The 17185-nt window shown below is 56.7% G+C and carries 17 protein-coding genes and 2 pseudogenes; 9 read left to right on the top strand and 10 right to left on the bottom strand.

The annotated features are described in order from the left end of the window. Positions 1-700 precede the first annotated feature (700 nt). Positions 701-1561: a transglutaminase family protein gene (locus tag BM177_RS18195; RefSeq protein ID WP_091686518.1), complete on the top strand. Its 861-nt coding sequence runs from the start codon at positions 701-703 to the stop codon at positions 1559-1561. Positions 1562-1948: 387 nt separating this feature from the next. Here the strand turns inward: BM177_RS18195 and BM177_RS18190 are convergent, their stop codons facing one another. Next, positions 1949-2755, bottom strand: coding sequence for a transglutaminase-like domain-containing protein (locus BM177_RS18190; RefSeq protein WP_091686516.1), 807 nt, complete (start codon positions 2753-2755; stop codon positions 1949-1951). 41 nt (positions 2756-2796) lie between these two features. Beyond that, complete coding sequence (locus BM177_RS18185; RefSeq protein WP_091686509.1) at positions 2797-3177, bottom strand: hypothetical protein; 381 nt, start codon at positions 3175-3177, stop codon at positions 2797-2799. A gap of 224 nt (positions 3178-3401) precedes the next feature. Here BM177_RS18185 and BM177_RS20835 point away from each other — a divergent pair. Further along, positions 3402-4802 (top strand): annotated as a pseudogene (locus tag BM177_RS20835) (chemotaxis protein CheB); the annotation flags it as partial. A 426-nt stretch (positions 4803-5228) separates the two neighbouring features. On the opposite strand, the gene BM177_RS20830 reads toward BM177_RS20835, so the two are convergent. Beyond that, complete coding sequence (locus BM177_RS20830) at positions 5229-5474, bottom strand: hypothetical protein (RefSeq protein WP_244532439.1); 246 nt, start codon at positions 5472-5474, stop codon at positions 5229-5231. 51 nt (positions 5475-5525) lie between these two features. On the opposite strand from BM177_RS20830, the gene BM177_RS20825 reads away from it, so the two are divergent. Next, positions 5526-7733, top strand: a complete 2208-nt coding sequence (locus tag BM177_RS20825; protein ID WP_244532438.1) for a response regulator — start codon at positions 5526-5528, stop codon at positions 7731-7733. Positions 7734-7871: 138 nt separating this feature from the next. Next, a pseudogene (locus tag BM177_RS18175) lies at positions 7872-9084 on the top strand (IS3 family transposase). Positions 9085-9186: 102 nt separating this feature from the next. On the opposite strand, the gene BM177_RS18170 reads toward BM177_RS18175, so the two are convergent. The 5 genes from BM177_RS18170 to BM177_RS18150 all read right to left on the bottom strand — a co-directional run bounded on the left by BM177_RS18170 (position 9187) and on the right by BM177_RS18150 (position 13078). Beyond that, positions 9187-9897, bottom strand: a complete 711-nt coding sequence (locus BM177_RS18170) for a hypothetical protein (protein ID WP_091686504.1) — start codon at positions 9895-9897, stop codon at positions 9187-9189. After that, complete coding sequence (locus BM177_RS18165) at positions 9897-10361, bottom strand: ElaB/YgaM/YqjD family protein (protein WP_091686502.1); 465 nt, start codon at positions 10359-10361, stop codon at positions 9897-9899. Before BM177_RS18165 ends, BM177_RS18170 begins: the two co-directional genes overlap by 1 nt. Positions 10362-11225: 864 nt before the next feature. After that, positions 11226-11441, bottom strand: coding sequence for a CsbD family protein (locus BM177_RS18160; protein WP_091686500.1), 216 nt, complete (start codon positions 11439-11441; stop codon positions 11226-11228). Positions 11442-11875: 434 nt separating this feature from the next. After that, the gene (locus BM177_RS18155; protein WP_342028940.1) at positions 11876-12721 is read right to left on the bottom strand and encodes a hypothetical protein; all 846 of its coding nucleotides are present in this window, start codon (positions 12719-12721) and stop codon (positions 11876-11878) included. A 198-nt stretch (positions 12722-12919) separates the two neighbouring features. Then, complete coding sequence (locus BM177_RS18150) at positions 12920-13078, bottom strand: DUF3309 family protein (RefSeq protein ID WP_091686512.1); 159 nt, start codon at positions 13076-13078, stop codon at positions 12920-12922. A 668-nt stretch (positions 13079-13746) separates the two neighbouring features. Between BM177_RS18150 and BM177_RS18145 the strand changes: the two genes are divergently transcribed. From BM177_RS18145 to BM177_RS21215, 5 genes are all read left to right on the top strand, one after another. Continuing rightward, positions 13747-13968: a hypothetical protein gene (locus BM177_RS18145; protein ID WP_091686497.1), complete on the top strand. Its 222-nt coding sequence runs from the start codon at positions 13747-13749 to the stop codon at positions 13966-13968. A gap of 259 nt (positions 13969-14227) precedes the next feature. Beyond that, positions 14228-14392, top strand: a complete 165-nt coding sequence (locus BM177_RS18140) for a DUF3309 family protein (RefSeq protein ID WP_091686494.1) — start codon at positions 14228-14230, stop codon at positions 14390-14392. Positions 14393-14522: 130 nt separating this feature from the next. Beyond that, complete coding sequence (locus BM177_RS18135; protein ID WP_244532436.1) at positions 14523-14945, top strand: PRC-barrel domain-containing protein; 423 nt, start codon at positions 14523-14525, stop codon at positions 14943-14945. A 283-nt stretch (positions 14946-15228) separates the two neighbouring features. Beyond that, positions 15229-15441 carry a helix-turn-helix domain-containing protein gene (locus BM177_RS18130; protein ID WP_091686489.1) on the top strand — a complete coding sequence of 71 codons (213 nt, stop codon included), beginning with the start codon at positions 15229-15231 and terminating at the stop codon, positions 15439-15441. A 5-nt stretch (positions 15442-15446) separates the two neighbouring features. Then, a complete protein-coding gene (locus BM177_RS21215) occupies positions 15447-15776 on the top strand; it encodes a helix-turn-helix domain-containing protein (RefSeq protein ID WP_091686487.1) in 330 nt (109 codons plus the stop codon). Positions 15777-15801: 25 nt separating this feature from the next. On the opposite strand, the gene BM177_RS18120 is transcribed toward BM177_RS21215, so the two are convergent. Together BM177_RS18120 and BM177_RS18115 are read right to left on the bottom strand one after the other, a co-directional pair. Then, positions 15802-16413 (bottom strand): IS66 family transposase, encoded by a 612-nt coding sequence (locus BM177_RS18120; RefSeq protein WP_091686485.1) that lies wholly within the window; start codon positions 16411-16413, stop codon positions 15802-15804. A gap of 392 nt (positions 16414-16805) precedes the next feature. Continuing rightward, the coding region (locus BM177_RS18115) for a DUF4010 domain-containing protein (protein WP_139223732.1) at positions 16806-17185 on the bottom strand (380 nt) is incomplete at its 5' end.

Below are 17185 nucleotides of genomic sequence, written 5' to 3'. Positions count from 1 at the left end.
CGAATATCTTTCACAAGCTGTTCTGCCGGGGCTTTCGCCGGCACGGATTTCTGTCTCATCTGCGCTCCTGAATGGGCTAAGATGAACCAGAAATCTCCCTTCAGAAAATACCCCGATTTGTCTCATGGGCGCTGACGCCGGACAACTCAGGACTTAGCTCTAACGAAGCAATTCTGAATGCGGGTATTATAATCAGTCGGTTTTCGCGGCGAGGCTTTGGAACGGGCCAGCCTTGATTGTCGCCTTGATTGATTTCAACAAAGCTATCGCGCGATGGAAGGCCTCGTCGCTTCGCACGACAACAGATCACTCCTCGCCAGCGTGACCGCGTTTATACTCTTTCCTCGCCGGAAACGAGCACCCCTCGTCTCGATTTAGCGCCTCTCGCAATTGACTTTCTGTGCGACTTTGCTCTGCAACTTCCAGTCCAACGCTCGCGATCATTCTTTGACCGAATTCAGTGTCGGGATGAAACCGCGTAGGACGAAAATGATCCAATGGTATCCCCTCAGTCCTTCACCTGCTCGCCCATTACTGTACCTTGCCGCACCAGCCCAACGACGTTATTTTACTATTCACCCATTTGGCCAGGTCAATGGTCGTACAGATTGTCGCGACGAAATACGTACGAATCACCGCAAAGGAATGAAGGGCGCGGTTTCGACCAGCTCCCTCAATGCCCATCGACTTGGAGCTCCCGTTGATCACGCTCAGGATCTATCATAGGACGGCCTATCGCTATCGGCAGCGGGTAGGCCTCGGCCCGCATCGGTTGATGCTTCGTCCGCGCGAGAGCCGCGACCTTCAAGTGATTTCAAGCGATGTAACGGTGACGCCCAGCGCAGAATTAACTTGGGCTCAGGACGTCTTCGGCAATACCGTTGCGACGGCCGCCTTTCAGTCGTCGGCTGATAATCTCGTGATTGATTGCGTGACAGACCTCACCCTCAACGCTCCGATCTGGCCCGTGTTCGACATCACTGCTTCCGCCATCTTGTATCCCTTCCGATATTCCGACGACGAGTGGATCGACCTTGGCGCGCTGGCGATCCAGCAATTTCCGGACCCAGTGGGACGGCTGCGTGGGTGGGCCCAGTCATTCGTTCGAGGCAGGCCGACGGACACACTTGCCTTGCTGACGGATCTCAGCTGTGGGGTCTCGGGCTCAATCTGCTATCAGAGCAGGGAAGACGAGGGCACGCAGCCCCCGCTCGAAACTTTGGATCGCGGTTGGGGCTCCTGCCGGGATTTCGCTGTCCTCTTCATAGAAGCAGCGCGCAGCCTTGGCTTTGGGGCTAGGATCGTTTCGGGCTACCTCTACAATCCCGATGCAACGATTTTGGGGTCTAATGCTTCGGGATCAACCCATGCCTGGACAGAAGTTTATGTCCCGGGCGCGGGATGGATCACATTTGATCCCACCAACCGAAATGTTGGGAGTTCCAATTTGATACCCGTCGCTGTGGCGCGCGACATCCGGCAGGCGATGCCTGTGACCGGTAGTTTCGTCGGCGAGGCGGATGCTTTCCAAGGGATGTCGGTAGAGGTCCTGGTTAAATGATAGACAAGCTCAGCGTCAGATTGCCCGCTTGAAAAGAGCCGCCCGCTACTCAGCGCTGCAATGTTGCAGGGATAGTTAAGCCTCACCCTGGACCTTCAATTGATACACTCATCGCACATGGAAGCGATTCTTCATTGCAATGAAGGAAGTGGATGCCCGGAGCCCACCCAATTAATTAAGCGGAATCATGAGGCTTGTCCCGCGTACACGCAGGATGTCTCAAGCTCACGTTGACTTAGGCCTCCTCCACTCCGTGATAATCGGACAGATTTAGACTCAGTCGTCAATTGCGCCAGCTTGGCCTGCGGACTGATAAGGCTCAGAGCATGAGTCTCATCGGCTGCGTTGGGTGAGTTGTCGGAACTGGAGCGTAAATGATGAACAGATCTAGCTGACCTCGTCGGTCCAGACCTTGAAACTGATCAGCGTGTTTGGTCCAAAGGTGTGTGTGATCGGCACATCAGCCGCATCGCGCCCTTGAGCGATCAACACGCGGCCTATTCGCGGGATGTTGTTCCGTGGATCAAACGTGTACCATTGCCCGCCAAGATAAGCCTCGAACCAGCCAGCGAAATCCATCGGGCCATACGGCGGCGGCACGCCGATGTCGCCAAGAAAGCCTGTGCAATAACGCGCTGGAATGTTCATGCAACGGCAGAATGCAATGGCGAGGTGCGCATAGTCGCGGCACACGCCTTTGCCTTCATTGAAGACCTCCCAGGCCGTCATCGTCGCGCGCGCATGCTCGTAACCGAAGGCGATGTGGCAATTTACGAAGTCGCAGATCGCCTGGACGCGCGGCCACCCCGGTGGTGACTTTTCGAAAAGGCTCCAAGCGACGTCGGACAGGCGTTGGGTCTCGCAATAACGACTACCGAGGAGAAAGATCAGGGCCTCCGCTGGTAAATCCTCCACGAGGTGTTGGCAAGCCAAAGGGGCGCATACGTCTGGCAGGCCGCTATCCCGGACAAGGCCATCGGCTGACAAGCGCATGCGACCAGGAGGAGCGACGATCCGGCTGCACCAATTGCCGTAGACGTCGCGGTAAGGCGAGATCGGCACTGAAGGGCTCGTTGTCAGGTAGTCGGGCGCGATGACATCGGACGCACGGGTGAAGTGGACGCCGAGAACCATGATCACGGGGGTGGGCTGCGGAAATTCATAAATTATCTCATATCCGACACGAATCTTCATCCAGGATCCTTTGCGCCACGTGCGCATTCAACTTTTCTTGCTTAGCTAAGTCTCTTTTTGAAGTAGAGGTGGGCGACTGCCATCAGGGCGCTGTCGCCTGGGTGTTCAATCGTTTCGATGGCGGCGACTCGTTGCGCGAGGTCGGTATGATAGCCTACGATATGGGCAAAAAGCTCCGACTTGGCGCTCGCGGGTCCTGTGATGAGAATGGCTTTCGCATTCGTAATCGCTTCAGCGATCTCCTCGAAAAACTCGTAGTCCAGGGGCGAACGTCCCTCGGCGATTGAATTCGCCTTGTGACAGATGCGCTGCGCCGGATTATAGGGATCTATGACGATGCGCCTCGTTTCGCTCGGATTGACGTGGAAAAGCTTCGCTTCCCTGTGATTGATCCAAATAATCGCGCAATGATCGGCGTTCAATGGCTTCACCTGAAGCGTTTGGAGAGCTGTAATGCCGCCCCCATTGCCCACGCTACGAATTTGATGATGCAGATTATCGTGCTTATTCAATATCGAGAACAGGTTCGGAAACTACTCAGACGAAAAAGGACCTAAAGATAAATTAGACGAACCCGAGCTGATCCCGTGCTAATCTGAGCGTCGATATCTCCAAGTCAATACATTAACTAACACTTGCAGGTCCTATGAAGAGAACCGCCAGCCGCGCAACCGATAAAACGCGAGAGAAAAACCAGAACGCCCGGGGGGGACCGAGCTTCCCCGATCCGCTCGGTTTTCCAGTCGTCGGGATCGGGGCTTCTGCGGGAGGGCTTGAGGCGTTCCGGCGATTTCTTGACGCCCAGAATCCGGCGACGGGAATGGCCTTTGTGCTGATCCAGCATCTCGACCCCACGCATCCCAGTCTGATGGCGGAGTTGCTTTCTACACACACGAGCATGCCTGTCGCTGCGGCAACCCACGGAATGCTGCTAAAGCCAGATCACGTCTATCTGATCCCACCCGGCGTCTTCCTCGCAATTCAAGATGGAGTGCTGCGCCTTTCGAAACCAAAGGAACGGCACGGCTCCCGATTGCCGTTCGATTTTTTCCTTTCTTCGCTCGCCGACGACTGCGGACGGCGCGCCGTTTGCGTTGTCCTGTCCGGCACCGGTGCAGATGGTAGCAAGGGGCTCGTCGCGATAAAGAACAAGGGCGGCTTTGTGATCGTTCAGGATCCGGAGGAAGCCTCATTCGACGGAATGCCCAAAAGCGCGATTGCGACTGGAGAGGTCGATCTCGTGGCGCGCGTCGACGATATTCCAGCAATGGTCATGAAGCACTTTAGCAATGCACCAGCCGAAGCCGCGGGATTCGCGCAATCGGCGGCAGACCCGGACGCTGACGCATTTTCGAAAATCATCGAACTTGTTCGAGACAAGACGTCACAGGATTTCAGCGTCTATAAGAAGGGCACGCTGGAGCGCCGCCTTTGCCATCGCATGAGCGCGGCGCGCATTGAAGACCGCGCGTCATATCTCTCGTTTCTGCACAAGAAGGACGGCGAAGCAAAGCTCCTTCGCGCCGATCTCTTGATTGGCGTCACACAATTCTTCCGCGGACCCGCGGCGTTCGAGTTCCTTTCGAAGGAAATTATTCCTATTCTCATCAAGCGGCAATCCGGGGAACAATTGATCCGGGTCTGGTGTCCCGGCTGCAGTACGGGCGAAGAACCCTATTCAATCGCGATGCTGTTCTTTGAGGCTTTCGGCGCATTAAAGAGACCGCTAAAACTTCAAGTCTTTGCGTCCGACGTCAACGCGGATGCTGTCGCGTTCGCCCGCGAAGGGATTTATCCAGATACGATCAAGGCTGACGTGTCTCCCGCGCGGCTTACACGATTCTTCATTCAGGAAGACCATGCCTGCCGGGTTGTCCGCGACTTGCGCGACGCCGTGGTGTTCACCGTTCACGACGTGCTTGCGGACCCGCCTTTCTCCGGCATCGATCTGGTCTGCTGCCGCAATCTTCTCATCTATCTCCAACCGCAAGCGCAGTACAAAATCCTGTCGTTCTTTCACTTCGCCCTGCGCGACCGCGGGGTGCTCTTTCTCGGCGGCTCCGAGGCGGTCGGCACTGAAGAACGATTTGACGCGATATCGAAAAAGCATCGGATCTACCGTCATGTCGGCCGCAGCCTGCCGGGGGAGATCGCTTTTCCCACGAGACCGAGCGCCATCGGCCGTTCGCTGCTGGCGGCGCCGGCGACGCCGTTGCTCGGACAAGCGACAAATTTCGCTGATCTTTCGCAGCGCGCGCTCTTCGACGCTTTTGAGCTGAGTTCGGCCCTGATCGATGCCAACCACGAATGTCTCCATTTTTCCGGGAGAGCAGATAAATATCTCCAGATCGCCGCGGGAGACGCCAGCAGGGACATATTGGCCATGGTCCGCGACGGACTCCGGCCAAAGCTGCGCGCCGCGATCGAGCGGGCCAGCCGAGACCATGCGCGCTCCGTCGTCAACGACGCATATCTAAGAAAAGATGGCCGCGAGACCCCCATTGGGATCATTGTCGAACCGGTGACGATGGGTCCGAAAGGATTCCTTCTCGTCAGTTTCCTCACCCATCCATTTGAGCGTCCAAAGGCCGACCGGGCGCCCGACCCGGATCGATCCCGCGCGGCCGATGCGGAGCGCGAAATTCAGGACCTTCATCACGAACTCAAGAACGCGCTCTACGAACTCGACAATGCGAAGGCCGAAGAAAAGCGCATTCAAGAACAGGCGATGTCGCTCAATGAGGAGGCTCAATCCACCAACGAGGAATTGGTGACGTCGAAAGAAGAATTGCAGTCGCTGAATGAAGAACTGACCGCTTTGAACAATCAGCTGCAGGAATCACTCGAGCGGCAGCGCAATACGTCCAACGACCTACAAAACATTTTAGAAAGCTCTGGCATTGCAACGATCTTCCTGGATCGGGCTCTCAACATCCGATTTTTTACGCCTGCGGCGAAAACCCAGTTCCGAATCATCTCCGCGGACATCGGCCGTCCACTGGCTGATTTCACATCGCTCACTTCGGACCGGGAGTTGATCCCGGACGCCTTGCAAGTTCTCAGCGAACATTTGCCCATCGAACGAGAAGTTCCAGCGCAAGACGCTGTTTGGTATCGGCGGCTCATTCTTCCCTACCGGACGCAGGAAGGCTCTATCGAAGGCGTCGTAATCACATTCATGGACATTACGGAAAACAGGCGAACGGCGGAGGCGTTGGCCGGCGCAAGGCAAACCGCAGACCGCGCCAATCTCTCAAAGTCGCGCTTCCTCGCAGCGGCGAGTCATGACCTGCGGCAACCCTTGCAGACGATCCTGCTCATTCAAGGATTGCTAAGCAAAAGGATCAAGGAGACTGAAGCTCAAAAACTCCTGAAGCGTCTTGACGCTTCGGTAAGCGTCATGTCGGGGATGCTCAACACGCTCCTCGACATCAATCAACTGGAAGCCGGCGTCATCCAACCCGAAATCGACTATTTTCCGCTGAACGGTATGTTTGAACATCTCAAAGCGGATTTTAGCTTTCACATGGAGGCTCAAGGTCTCTCATGGCGAGTCCTGCAAAGTAATTGCGTCGTTCGCAGTGATCCAAGACTGCTCGAACAGATTGTCCGGAATCTCCTCGCCAACGCCGTAAAATTTACATCCAAGGGAAAAGTCCTTCTGGGGTGCCGTCGGCACAAGGAAATGATGCATATCGAAGTTTGGGACACGGGCCCTGGCATCCCGGATGAGCATCGTCGCTCGATCTTCGAAGAGTTTCATCAGGTGGATAACCCGGCTCGCGAACGCATCAAGGGGCTGGGACTTGGTCTCGCCATCGTCGAGCGCTTATCGCATCTCCTAGGACATGCCATCGATGTAAGATCACAAGTGGGGCGCGGCTCGATGTTCAGCATCGCCGTTCCGTTCCAACACGGTGCTTCAGGCGCCGCGATGCCTGGGCGCCCGAAGCCTCGACTTGCGGAGGCGCAAGCACACGCCACCATCTTGATGATCGATGATGATCAAACCATCCGCGAACTGCTCGATATGCTTTTGCGCGACGCCGGCTATCGTTCAATCAGCGTCTCCGACGGTGCGGAGGCATTTGCTTCGTCGGACCGGCCCGACCTCATCATCGCCGACTTCAATCTTCCAAACGGTCCGAATGGCGTTGATATCGTCGCCAAGATCCGGGAGAAGTTTAATAATGCAATACCGGCCATTGTATTGACCGGCGACATCTCAACTGCGACTCTGGGAGCCATCGCCCGCCAAGGCTGCACTCATGTTGACAAGCCCGTCGACGCTGCCGCGTTGTTACGCGCGATCACGCATCTCCTTGCTTCTTCGTCGCCGATTCCCTCGCCGCCCGAGTCGAAGGCGATAACCACGACCCAGTCGCTAACGATCTTCGTCGTCGACGACGACGCGGCGGTCCGTGACGCGGTCCGCGACATGATGGAAGCGAATGGTTGGTCCGTGCAAACCTTCGAGAGTTGCAAAGCGTTTCTCAAGGCGCTGAGGCCGGGGCTGCAAGGATGCCTGGTTGTCGATGCGATGCTTCCGGGAATGGACGGGTTTGACCTCTTGGCTCGGCTCAAATCGGAAGAGATCGCGCTTCCTTCCATCATGATCACAGGGCATGGCGACATCTCAATGGCCGTACGGGCCATGCGAGACGGCGCCTCGGATTTTCTTGAGAAGCCATTTAGCGCTGGTGACCTCATCGCAAGCATTAATCAGGCCCTCGGGCAGAACCGGAAGCCGGGCCTAACTAGGGAGCGCCACGCGGACGCCGTCGCGCGCCTCGCTGGCCTTACACCGCGGCAGCACCAAATCCTGGCTCTGGTGCTCGCAGGCCAACCCAGCAAGAATATCGCCAGCGATCTCGGCCTCAGCCAGCGCACGGTCGAGAATCACCGGGCAGCGATCATGCGCAAGACCGGATCGAGGTCTATTCCCGCCCTCATCCGCATTGCTGTCGCAGCGAAATGAGGTCGATAGAGCCAGGAACCAAACACAAAATTGCGTCATTGATCAAAGGACGCAGTGGAAGGCCGTGAACCGCCCCCCTTTTCGACCGGACACCTGGCGTAAGCAGGAAGGCTCAAGGATATCCTTGAGGACAGGCTTATGTCGGATGATTATCAGCGCATTGAACTGATCACGGGGACGGCGCGTCGGCGGTATTGGTCGACGGAGCAAAAGCTGCGGATCATCGAGCAGAGTTTTGAGCCGGGCGAGACGGTCTCATCGATCGCCCGACGTCATGGCGTCGCGGCGAATCTTCTCTATCGCTGGAGGCGCCTGATGAGCGAGGGAGGCGCGACCGCTGTGGGATCGGACGAGCCCGTCGTCGGCAATTCGGAGGTCCGCAAGCTCGAGGAGCGGGTGCGCGAGCTGGAGCGCTTGCTCGGCCGCAAGACCATGGAGAATGAGATCCTCCGCGAGGCGCTGGCCAAGGTGCACGCAAAAAAACCGACCTTGCGGCTGCTGTCGTCGCCCAAAGGCGGTTCCCGATGAAGCGCGTCGCCGAAGCACTCGGCGTGTCGCGCTCCAACCTGTCCGAGAAAGCGCGCGGCAAGACGCCGTCGCGCGGTCCCTACATGAAGGCTGAGGACGACGCCTTGCTGCCGCTCATCCGCGGCTTCGTCGATGAGCGGCCGACCTATGGCTATCGTCGCATCGCCGCGCTTGTGAACCGGAACCGGGCGCAGCAAGGTCTGCCGCCGGCCAACAGGAAGCGGGTCCATCGGATCATGCAGCGTCAAGGGTTGCTTCTGGAGCGCCGCACGGCGCGCCGGCAAGGTCGCGCCCACGACGGCAAGATCATGGTCATGCGCTCGAATTTGCGCTGGTGTTCCGACGGCCTGGAGTTTTCCTGCTGGAACGGCGATGTCGTCCGGATGGCGTTCATCATCGACGCTTTCGACCGTGAGATTATCGCCTGGACCGCCGTCTGCGGCGCCGGGATCAGCGGCTCGGACGTTCGCGACATGATGCTGGACGCCGTCGAAAGCGTTTCGGGACAGTGAGAGCGCCAACCCCGATCGAGCATCTTTCCGACAACGGCAGCCCTTACACGGCGAAGGAGACCAGAGACTTCGCGGCGGCCTTGAACCTCATACCGTGCTTTACGCCCGTACGCAGTCCGGAATCGAACGGGATGTCGGAGGCGTTCGTCAAAACCTTCAAGCGCGATTATGTTCGCATCAACACCTTGCCGGACGCCCAAACGGCGCTCCGGCAGATCGCCGGATGGATCGACGATTACAACGAAATCCATCCTCATTCAGCGCTCAGGATGCGCTCCCCACGGGAGTTTATCCGAGCTCAGGCCCAGTAGCCAGCGTGTCGGGTGAAACGGGGGGCACTCCAGGCCGGAACATTTCAGGATCGGAATTCCCTTACGGCCAATCGACCCAATTCCATAGAAATCAACTAGAGACTAACGCGTTAATAGCCAGCCGATAACAGCGGCGCCGGTCAGAATTAGAGCCAATTCCTTCCGATCGCCGTGACGAATGACATTGGCGGCCCGATCGATTGCTTCGCCTGGCGTGCCTTTCGCAGTCGCGCGAAGGTTGCCCATAATCTCATCGACGAATGGATTATCTCCGCTCGGCTCTTGGATCACTTTTGAAAGGAAGAATGCCAATGGCTCAACCGCATTGATATCAGATGTGGATCCAACCGCCGGCGTCGCTGCGCTTGGAGCCGCCAGGGGATGCGTAGCATTCGCGCCTGACTCTACTACGGATTCATGCGTGATGATCCTACGCTCAAGGGCTGTATGCTGCGCTTCGCCGGCGTAGCGTGATTTTTTGATCTTGTTCCGCGACAGCGATTTTCTTTTTATTATGGCCGCAAGCGCGAGAAGCACCGTCACCACGACTAAAACAGCGCCGTCAACTTCGAGCCCGACATAAGCCCCGGCCGCCTCGGCCGTCCCGCGATAAAGGGCAATCAATCCAACTCCAAGCGCCATCGCTCCTGTGATGGCGGCTGACGCGGATAACGCTCCGATCACCGCGGCTTCCTGCACGGCTTGCTTCAAATGATCCGAAATTTCCTCTGCCCGCAACTCGAGGCCGGCGACCACCGCGTCTATCTTGGCGGATACATCGAATCCCAAGACCTTGAGAAGACGATACACCATCAGCTGCGGCGCCCGAGCAAACCAATAACGACCCCCACTGTGACTGCGCCGGCGATTGCGCCGATCGGATTACGCCGGACCATATGTTCGAAGTCGGATGCGAAGACCTTCGCCTGATCCGTCGCTGCGGAGGCCATTTCAACTCCCTTATCTGAAAGATCACTAGCGCGGCCAGCTACGTTATGTGAGACCTTCCGCGCGACTTTCTCGGTCTCGACGCCTGCATGAGCAATGAATTTTTCGACCGTGTCGATGAGGCTATTGAGATCGCTTCGCAATAACGCCAGCTCGGCTCCGGCCGAATTCGTAGCGTCCGTCGCGACTGTACTTATGGCGTCCTTGCCCCGGACCCCTGCCTCGGCAATCGATGCGCCCAAGGCGCCCACGCTCCTCAGCACACTTTCCTCGATACCACCGATTGCTGACAGCGTCTCAGATTCCGACCGTAATCCCTTGCTTTCCATGATTTCATCCTCAATTTGGGTTTGCCGTTAGATGGGACTTTGAGCGAAGGCAAAAATCCCGTTCGTTTCTCTTTTTACGATCGCCCGGGGAGTTACACCACAGCAAGCGACCCGATTATACCGATGGAGCTTTTATCCTGGACAGCGGTGCAATTCATATGTTGGGCTGCGATGTCCGTTGTTTACATGCGATTGTACTACGGCGCCTTCGGTGCAACCGGCGGCAAGGGCGCGTCTTGTCCGCCGAAAACATCGTGCATCCCGCGTTTGAAGAGCGCCTCGCGATCTTGGTGAGCTCAGTCACGCTCGGTTCGATCTCGTGCCCATCGATCACCTCTCCGAGGGAGCGAGATTCGCCGTCGCCTCTTGCATAGAGGGGCTGCCCTAAGGCAAGGTCCGCGGTGTGTTGTTCAGCGTCCGGCGGTGGAAAACGGATGATCACGCCGTCCTCAAGCAGAACGCCGTTGAGATGGCCCTGCGGGTCGTGTAACTGCAACTTGACGCGGCTCTAGTCTTCCAGGTCCTGGGTGGGCCATGCGGCCCTTTTTCGACGGTCGCGTCGCATCGTTGGTCACGGCAACCGCGGTTATGACCGGGCTGGCGTCCGCCTTTGCACCACGGATGTTCACTGCATTCGCCAGCGTCGACTGTTCCACTCAGTTTGGAAACTCACTGCGCCATCCAGCCGCATCGAGGCAGGATTTTACATTCATTGAATCGAATTGTTGACGCATCGCTTACATGTGATGATTACTCCGCTCAACCAACGCAAACGGAGACTGGTCAATTAGTACCGGCGAATGCAAACGTAAGCGGACGCGAACAGAGGCTGGCCCCCTGGGACCAGAAACATGTTGCGAAAAATCACAATTTCTTGTTGATCACTTCGGCAACCTTGTTGGCGCCTTGTTTAATTGCACCTTTCGCGTCACCGACAGCCTTCTGACCCTCACCTTTGGCTTCTTGAACAATTCCCTCCGCCTCGAGCTTGTCAGAGCCAACGGCCTTGCCTACAGCTTGCTTAACATTTCCCACCGCCGCGTTAGCGGCGCCTATCACTTTATCTGTTGCGCTGCTCATGATCTTTACTCCAATAAATTCTACTGACACCACCTTCGGGAAACTCCTGTTTGCCTCAAGCGTTCCAATTTCATTTTTCTTTGACAGGTAATCCAGTATTTTTGACGAATGACCTCAGGGAAGTCCAACTCCTCTTTAGTTTCCATCCAGATCCCGATATTCAATTCCTTCAAAAGATGAGAGATTCTGCTCGGAAAGGTTTTCGTCACTTTAGGGTTCATTCCGCAGGTGTCGATCCCCCTTTTCAATTCTTCGACCGGAACCTTCCAGCTAGCCGCCGTCTCAAGAAAAAGCCTACTGCCGCCGCTACGGCCTCTAGCGATGCATAATAGCCAGAAGGATAATGATCGGGATTGGTACGCCTAGTAGCCAAAGAAGAATCGAACGGCCCATAACGCTTCCTTCCATATTTTGTTGCCAGCCGGTCTCGCAATTTATGAGTATTTCCACGTTCCGTCCCGCACACCTCCCCCCTCTGTCGCAGCCAAACTTGCGGAGAATGCGCCCAGAAAAAGAGAGGCGGTCAACCAGAGAGCAAAGCGCGCGCCCGCCTTTCGCGCATCGTCGAGTCCGCCTTTGGCCTGTGCGATCACCAGAGACACACGCTTTTCGGCATCTGATTGGTTCAATCCAGTTCGCGCGGCAACCAACTGCGCCAAGTAAGTCCTATCCGCCGGAGAAAATTCCTCGCCAGCGCTAAGATGAGAGGTGAAGAGGCGATCAATCTCTCCGCGCGCCGCCGCTGATTCAACGGCGTCGTTTCGCGTTGTTGCAGGATTGGAGCGCAAGGCCAGATCCACAAAGGTAGCCATTGGCCCAACTGATTGACCGACCTTGCCTCCGAGCTCCTGAGTAAAGCCCCCGGACCCGCCGCCGACGATGTTGGCTGCGGCGGAAGCAAGGAAGGCAACGCTGATCACCGTGGCGAATGCCCAGGCCAGAAACCCGTGCGCGGTGTCACGAAAATAAACTTCATGTGAATGAACGCCGACCCATTTGGTCCGCAAGCGCCCTGCGAGATACCCACCGATGCTGGACGCCATAATTGCGACAAGGCAGAGGTAAATCCCGGCGCTGATACCGAACGTCCTAGATGAGATCCCCGAATTCATCCAGGGAGACACAGCGGCCAAACCAATCCCCGCGCCAAACGCCAGCAGCGCCAACGTCAGGGCTGCGGACGCAAAACCACCGGCTATGATTGCAGCCCACGAAACTGCAGAGGCTTGCGCCTCTTCACTTTCAGAAACAATTTCAGCGCTTAATATGTCCACCATCATATCAGTCCTGGGCTCCGGAAACTCTATACTATCCCACGATTAGGATTCGCTTCAACCGAACAGGGCCAACGGGCGTATGACCCGTATTTATCGCCGCTGCGTGGTTGAGACGCGCTGTCTTCAAGATCACGCCGTCGATACCTAAGGTCAGCACACTCCGATACGTCAGGCCCTAGTAGAGCGCCTCTCAAATGGAACTCAGTGCAGCAAGCCGAGCGCCCAAATGATCAGCAAAACGATAAGAACCGTCCCGAGCACACCACCGACGCCTCGACCGCCGTAGGAATTATAGGCGTAATACCCACCCCCGCCGCCAAACATGAACAATAAGATCAATATGATCAAAAGTGTGCTCATCGTGTCTCTCCTCTCAATAGATTGGAAGGGCTTCCAAAACACCCCGCGCAACAAAACGGGAAGGCGTCACGGAAACTGATGCTCCTGCCCTTTAACGAGTGTTCCAATAATTACGGCCTTAGCCAATAAGATTTGTTCGCCACCGCGCTCTTAAAACTCTTTTACCCATACCTTTCCTGCCCAGGATAATCTCTTTCTTATGCGCAATCGACGCGTCGCCCCTAGCTAACGGCGGCGTCGCCGTGCGCCGCCATATCCGCATCGGCTCGTGCCGCAAGACGGGCGCCATTCACTGTCCCCTTCACCAATTTTCTCAGCTTGGATTTTGTCAACCTTAAGTCTCTGGGGCAAGTTCTCGTCGCTATCACGGCAACCGCTGCTAGTTTTATGGTCTTGATTTTCACTAGGACACTTAAGACTCACCAAATTAAAAGCCTTGAAACCGAATGGGAAGGTTCGGAAACTACTCAGACCTGATCTCCCAAACGCCTTTGCCGCCCTGAGAAACCCTTACGCACCTTGAGTAGTTTCGGGGGTATGCACTTGACTTCACAACGATGTGTTGTGCGTTGTGCTTGACAAATCGGCAACATTCATTCGATATACTTACGTTCTAACATTGGGCGAATTACGTTCTAACATTGGGCGAAATGGGAAGGACATCAACTATGGCAGTTACACCAACCAAGATCGCAGAACACCACACCCAAGCCGCCCAGCATCACGAAAAGGCCGCTGAGCATTATAAGGAAGCCGCCAAGCACCATGAAACGGGGGCGGTCGAAAAGGGCGCCCACCACGCGCAGGTTTCTCAGGGCCATGCGGTGCACGCCGAATATCACGCCGATGAAGCCGCGAAGGCTCATGCCCAGCATCACGCCAACAAATAGAAATAACGCGTTTCGTCCACGAGACCAACCGCGACGCGCCTCTACGGGCTTCAGCCTCATATTTAACGTAGGTGCATCGTCGGGGGTATTCCGCGCAGCGGATCAAGTTGGAAATTAATGACGCGGCTCCGGACAGCAGGATACTATATCCGATCATGCGGTGAAGTCGCAAATTGGCTCATGGACAAGTAGAACTCGCCATTGTGACAAGCCTTCATCGGAAGACACGCTTCTTCAGCCCAACGAGAGAGATAATGCTATGTCGCTAGGAACTATCCTCCTCATCATTTTGGTAATCGCGTTACTTGGGGGCTTTAGCGGGCTTGGTGGCGGGCCTTTCTACGGGACCGGCTATTACGGCGGCGGCGGACTCGGCCTGATACTTATTGTCGTGTTGATTTTGGTTTTGCTGGGCAGGCTTTGAATTACCAGGGCACCCCCCGTAACCGGCTGTGCGCAAGTTGGGTACATGCCTCGGCGTATAGCGCCTTGACCATTGGGAACATTTCCATGCACCAGAGGTTAAGTCATTCCTCAACAATGGAGAATTGGAAGTGAAGCAATCCCTTTCCGTGAGCGTTCTGACTTTCCTTGTAGTAGCGGCGTCGTCGCAAATCGTGAGCGCCGAGAATGACGCTGGAGTCACCGGCGATTTCTTGAAAACGCTCCCAAGGGACGCACTGCTGGTTTCTAACGTCCACACACACAACATCTATGATCCTGATGAGAAGAAAGTCGGCAAAGTAGAAGACCTTCTCCTCGATAGAAGCGGCAAAGTAGAAGCTGTAATTATTTCTGTCGGAGGATTTCTTGGTGTAGGTGAGAAGGAGGTCGCTGTGCCTTTTCAAGCGATCAAATCAACCGAAAAGGAAGGCAAAACTTGGCTGACGATCGTTACGACAAAGGATGCACTCAAATCCGCGCCAGGCGTTTCGTTCGATAAAATCAAGGGCGTTTGGATCGTCAAGGAGAAGTGACGAACGCTCAACTCTTAATCGAATGCGCCGCTGAACAGTACGGGGCTGGAGCAAATGCACAGAGCATGAAAAACTCCGTTTCCGTTTGGAAAACAGCCTAGGCCAGGGACGGTACGTTCTGCCGCAGAGACTCTCCGTTATACGGTTTCCGGCTGATCGACTCGATCTGAGGAGGATATCTTGTCTTTGCGAAGCAGATAGGCTGGCTCGCCATGAGTCGGGGGATTTTTAGGCATGGCGGAAGTCAACTCGCATTTGAGCATGCAGGAGTTGGAAGAGTTTTATGTGTTGCGACGTCACGGCGTCGCGGCAGTTTCAGGTGATCTGGCTGCTTGCGCGCGGCCACACAATTTCTCAGGTTTCTGCGACGATGGCGTTCGGCGAGCGGTGGATCGAACAATTGCTGGCGCGGTACAATGCCGATGGGCCAGACGCGCTGCGAGATCTGCGTCGAAGCAACGGCGCGACGCCGCCGATCCTGAACCTGAGCTTTTAGCGAAATTGCGCGATCGCCTTCACGAGCCGCAAGATGGCGGGCTGTGGTCAAGCGGCAAGGTCGCTGCTTGGATGGCGGAGGAGCTTGGCCTGGTCTCGGTCGCCGCACAGCGAGGGTGGGGAGCTTTGAAAGCGATCGGCTGGTCGATCCAAAAGCCGCGTCCGAAAAACCCAAAATCAGCCACAGCCGAGGAAGCGGCCGCGTTTAAGCGTATGGCCCGCCCCGTCTGTAAGCAGTTTTGTCGAGAACGCCGTCTGATCGGTCTGCGTCAACGTATCCGGCCTCGGGGCGAGCCCCCGGCCAAGATGGAGATACGCGCGTTCCGGTCCTCATAAAAGTCTCGGCGTCGAACGCCGTTTTTCAAGCAGGTTTCGAGAACGCCGTTCGACTGTCAGTCAGGCCATCTCTCGATCCACCCCCCGCAAACATCGTCGGACGATCGGCGTCACATGCGGACTGGCCGCCGGCTTCTGATCCTGCGAACAGCGCGTTTTTCCGGGTGATCGTCTGCGGCCGGATGGCGCGTTCGACACTGTTGTTATCGAGTTCGACGCGTCCGTCTTCGAGGAAGCGGCGGAACTCGGCCTTTCGCGAGAGGCCGTATCGGATTGCTTCGGCGAGTTTGGATTTGCCCGAGATGCCCGTCAGTTCGCTTTCCCAGCGCATCTGGAGTTCATCGACGATCGGAGCTGAAGCGGCGCCTCGGGCGTTGAGGCGGGTTTGCGGATCGCAACCTTTAACCCGCGCTTCGACGGCCCACAGATCGGCCATGCGCGCGATCGTCCAGGTCGCTGTTTGCGAGACGCCAGCGTCACGGAGCTTGTAGAACTCCCGGCGCAGATGCGCCCAGCTGCAGGCTAGCGTCGCCAGTCCACCCGGCCGATCGGGCGCGGCGAGCCTGCGATAGGCGGCATAGCCGTCGCACAGGAGAACGCCCCTCCAGCCCGCTCCAGCGCATCCAAAACATGGGATGTTCTATGCCCAGACATGTGCTCAGACTTATGATGATCATACCGGTCGAATCCTCGGACATCTTGATCATCGTCGTCAAAGACCGGCTGCCCTACAAGGGAGTCGTTGGACGCTTACAATTGAAGTCTTTGAGCCGGACGAGCACCGCATCGGTCTGAAGCCGGTGACGCGACGAGTCTAGGCGCCGGTTGGCGAGCGTCCGATCGCGCCTGGCCATCATCTTTTCGATTGGCTTTACGTCACCGCTTTCGTATCGCCGGCCAGCGGCGAAACATTTTGGAATCTGTCCAATGGCGTCTCGAAGCCGTTCTTTGAGGCGCTTCTCGGGACCTTCGCGCGCGAGGCAAGAGCAGGCGCACGTTATGCTTCCACCTTGGCTTTCTCTGTGCCGATTACGCAGGGCGTATCGCCCAACCGGCCCAAGCGGCAAGGATCACCAGCACCAAGCCAGGAATAACACGACACGCGAACGCAAATCCGCCCGACGTAGCGCCCAGCAAGACCTTGGTGGCGGTGTTGGACGTGAGCGCAAGCAAGATGGGAAGCGCGGACTTCCCCGCGGTCAATTTGCCTGCGCCAACCAGAGTTGCGACCGAGATCGCCGCAGAATGAGTATCGACGAAGCCGGCGACCGCCGCCGCCGCGACGACGCCGGCCGCGCCAAACCATTGGTCCAAGGCTCTGGATGCGAGCAGAATCGCGCAAAGCATGGCGACAAATGTCAGGGCGGTTCCGACGCTGAAGGCTTGCCCGCGTTCATTCACCGCAGCCG

This window comes from Methylocapsa palsarum (genome assembly GCF_900114285.1).
GTDB lineage: Bacteria > Pseudomonadota > Alphaproteobacteria > Rhizobiales > Beijerinckiaceae > Methylocapsa > Methylocapsa palsarum.
The sequence above is the reverse complement of the archived record's forward strand: the minus strand, read 5'-3'. Positions and strand labels throughout refer to the sequence as shown.

Bases quoted from the DNA above. Each gene is read 5' to 3' on its own strand.
- BM177_RS18190 (WP_091686516.1), bottom strand. From the start codon at position 2,755: ATGAAGATTCGTGTCGGATATGAGATAATTTATGAATTTCCGCAGCCC.
- BM177_RS18160 (WP_091686500.1), bottom strand. From the start codon at position 11,441: ATGAGCAGCGCAACAGATAAAGTGATAGGCGCCGCTAACGCGGCGGTG.
- BM177_RS18145 (WP_091686497.1), top strand. From the start codon at position 13,747: ATGGCAGTTACACCAACCAAGATCGCAGAACACCACACCCAAGCCGCC.
- BM177_RS18170 (WP_091686504.1), bottom strand. From the start codon at position 9,897: ATGGTGTATCGTCTTCTCAAGGTCTTGGGATTCGATGTATCCGCCAAG.
- BM177_RS18130 (WP_091686489.1), top strand. From the start codon at position 15,229: ATGTGTTGCGACGTCACGGCGTCGCGGCAGTTTCAGGTGATCTGGCTG.
- BM177_RS18150 (WP_091686512.1), bottom strand. From the start codon at position 13,078: ATGAGCACACTTTTGATCATATTGATCTTATTGTTCATGTTTGGCGGC.
- BM177_RS18155 (WP_342028940.1), bottom strand. From the start codon at position 12,721: ATGATGGTGGACATATTAAGCGCTGAAATTGTTTCTGAAAGTGAAGAG.
- BM177_RS18165 (WP_091686502.1), bottom strand. From the start codon at position 10,361: ATGGAAAGCAAGGGATTACGGTCGGAATCTGAGACGCTGTCAGCAATC.
- BM177_RS18140 (WP_091686494.1), top strand. From the start codon at position 14,228: ATGTCGCTAGGAACTATCCTCCTCATCATTTTGGTAATCGCGTTACTT.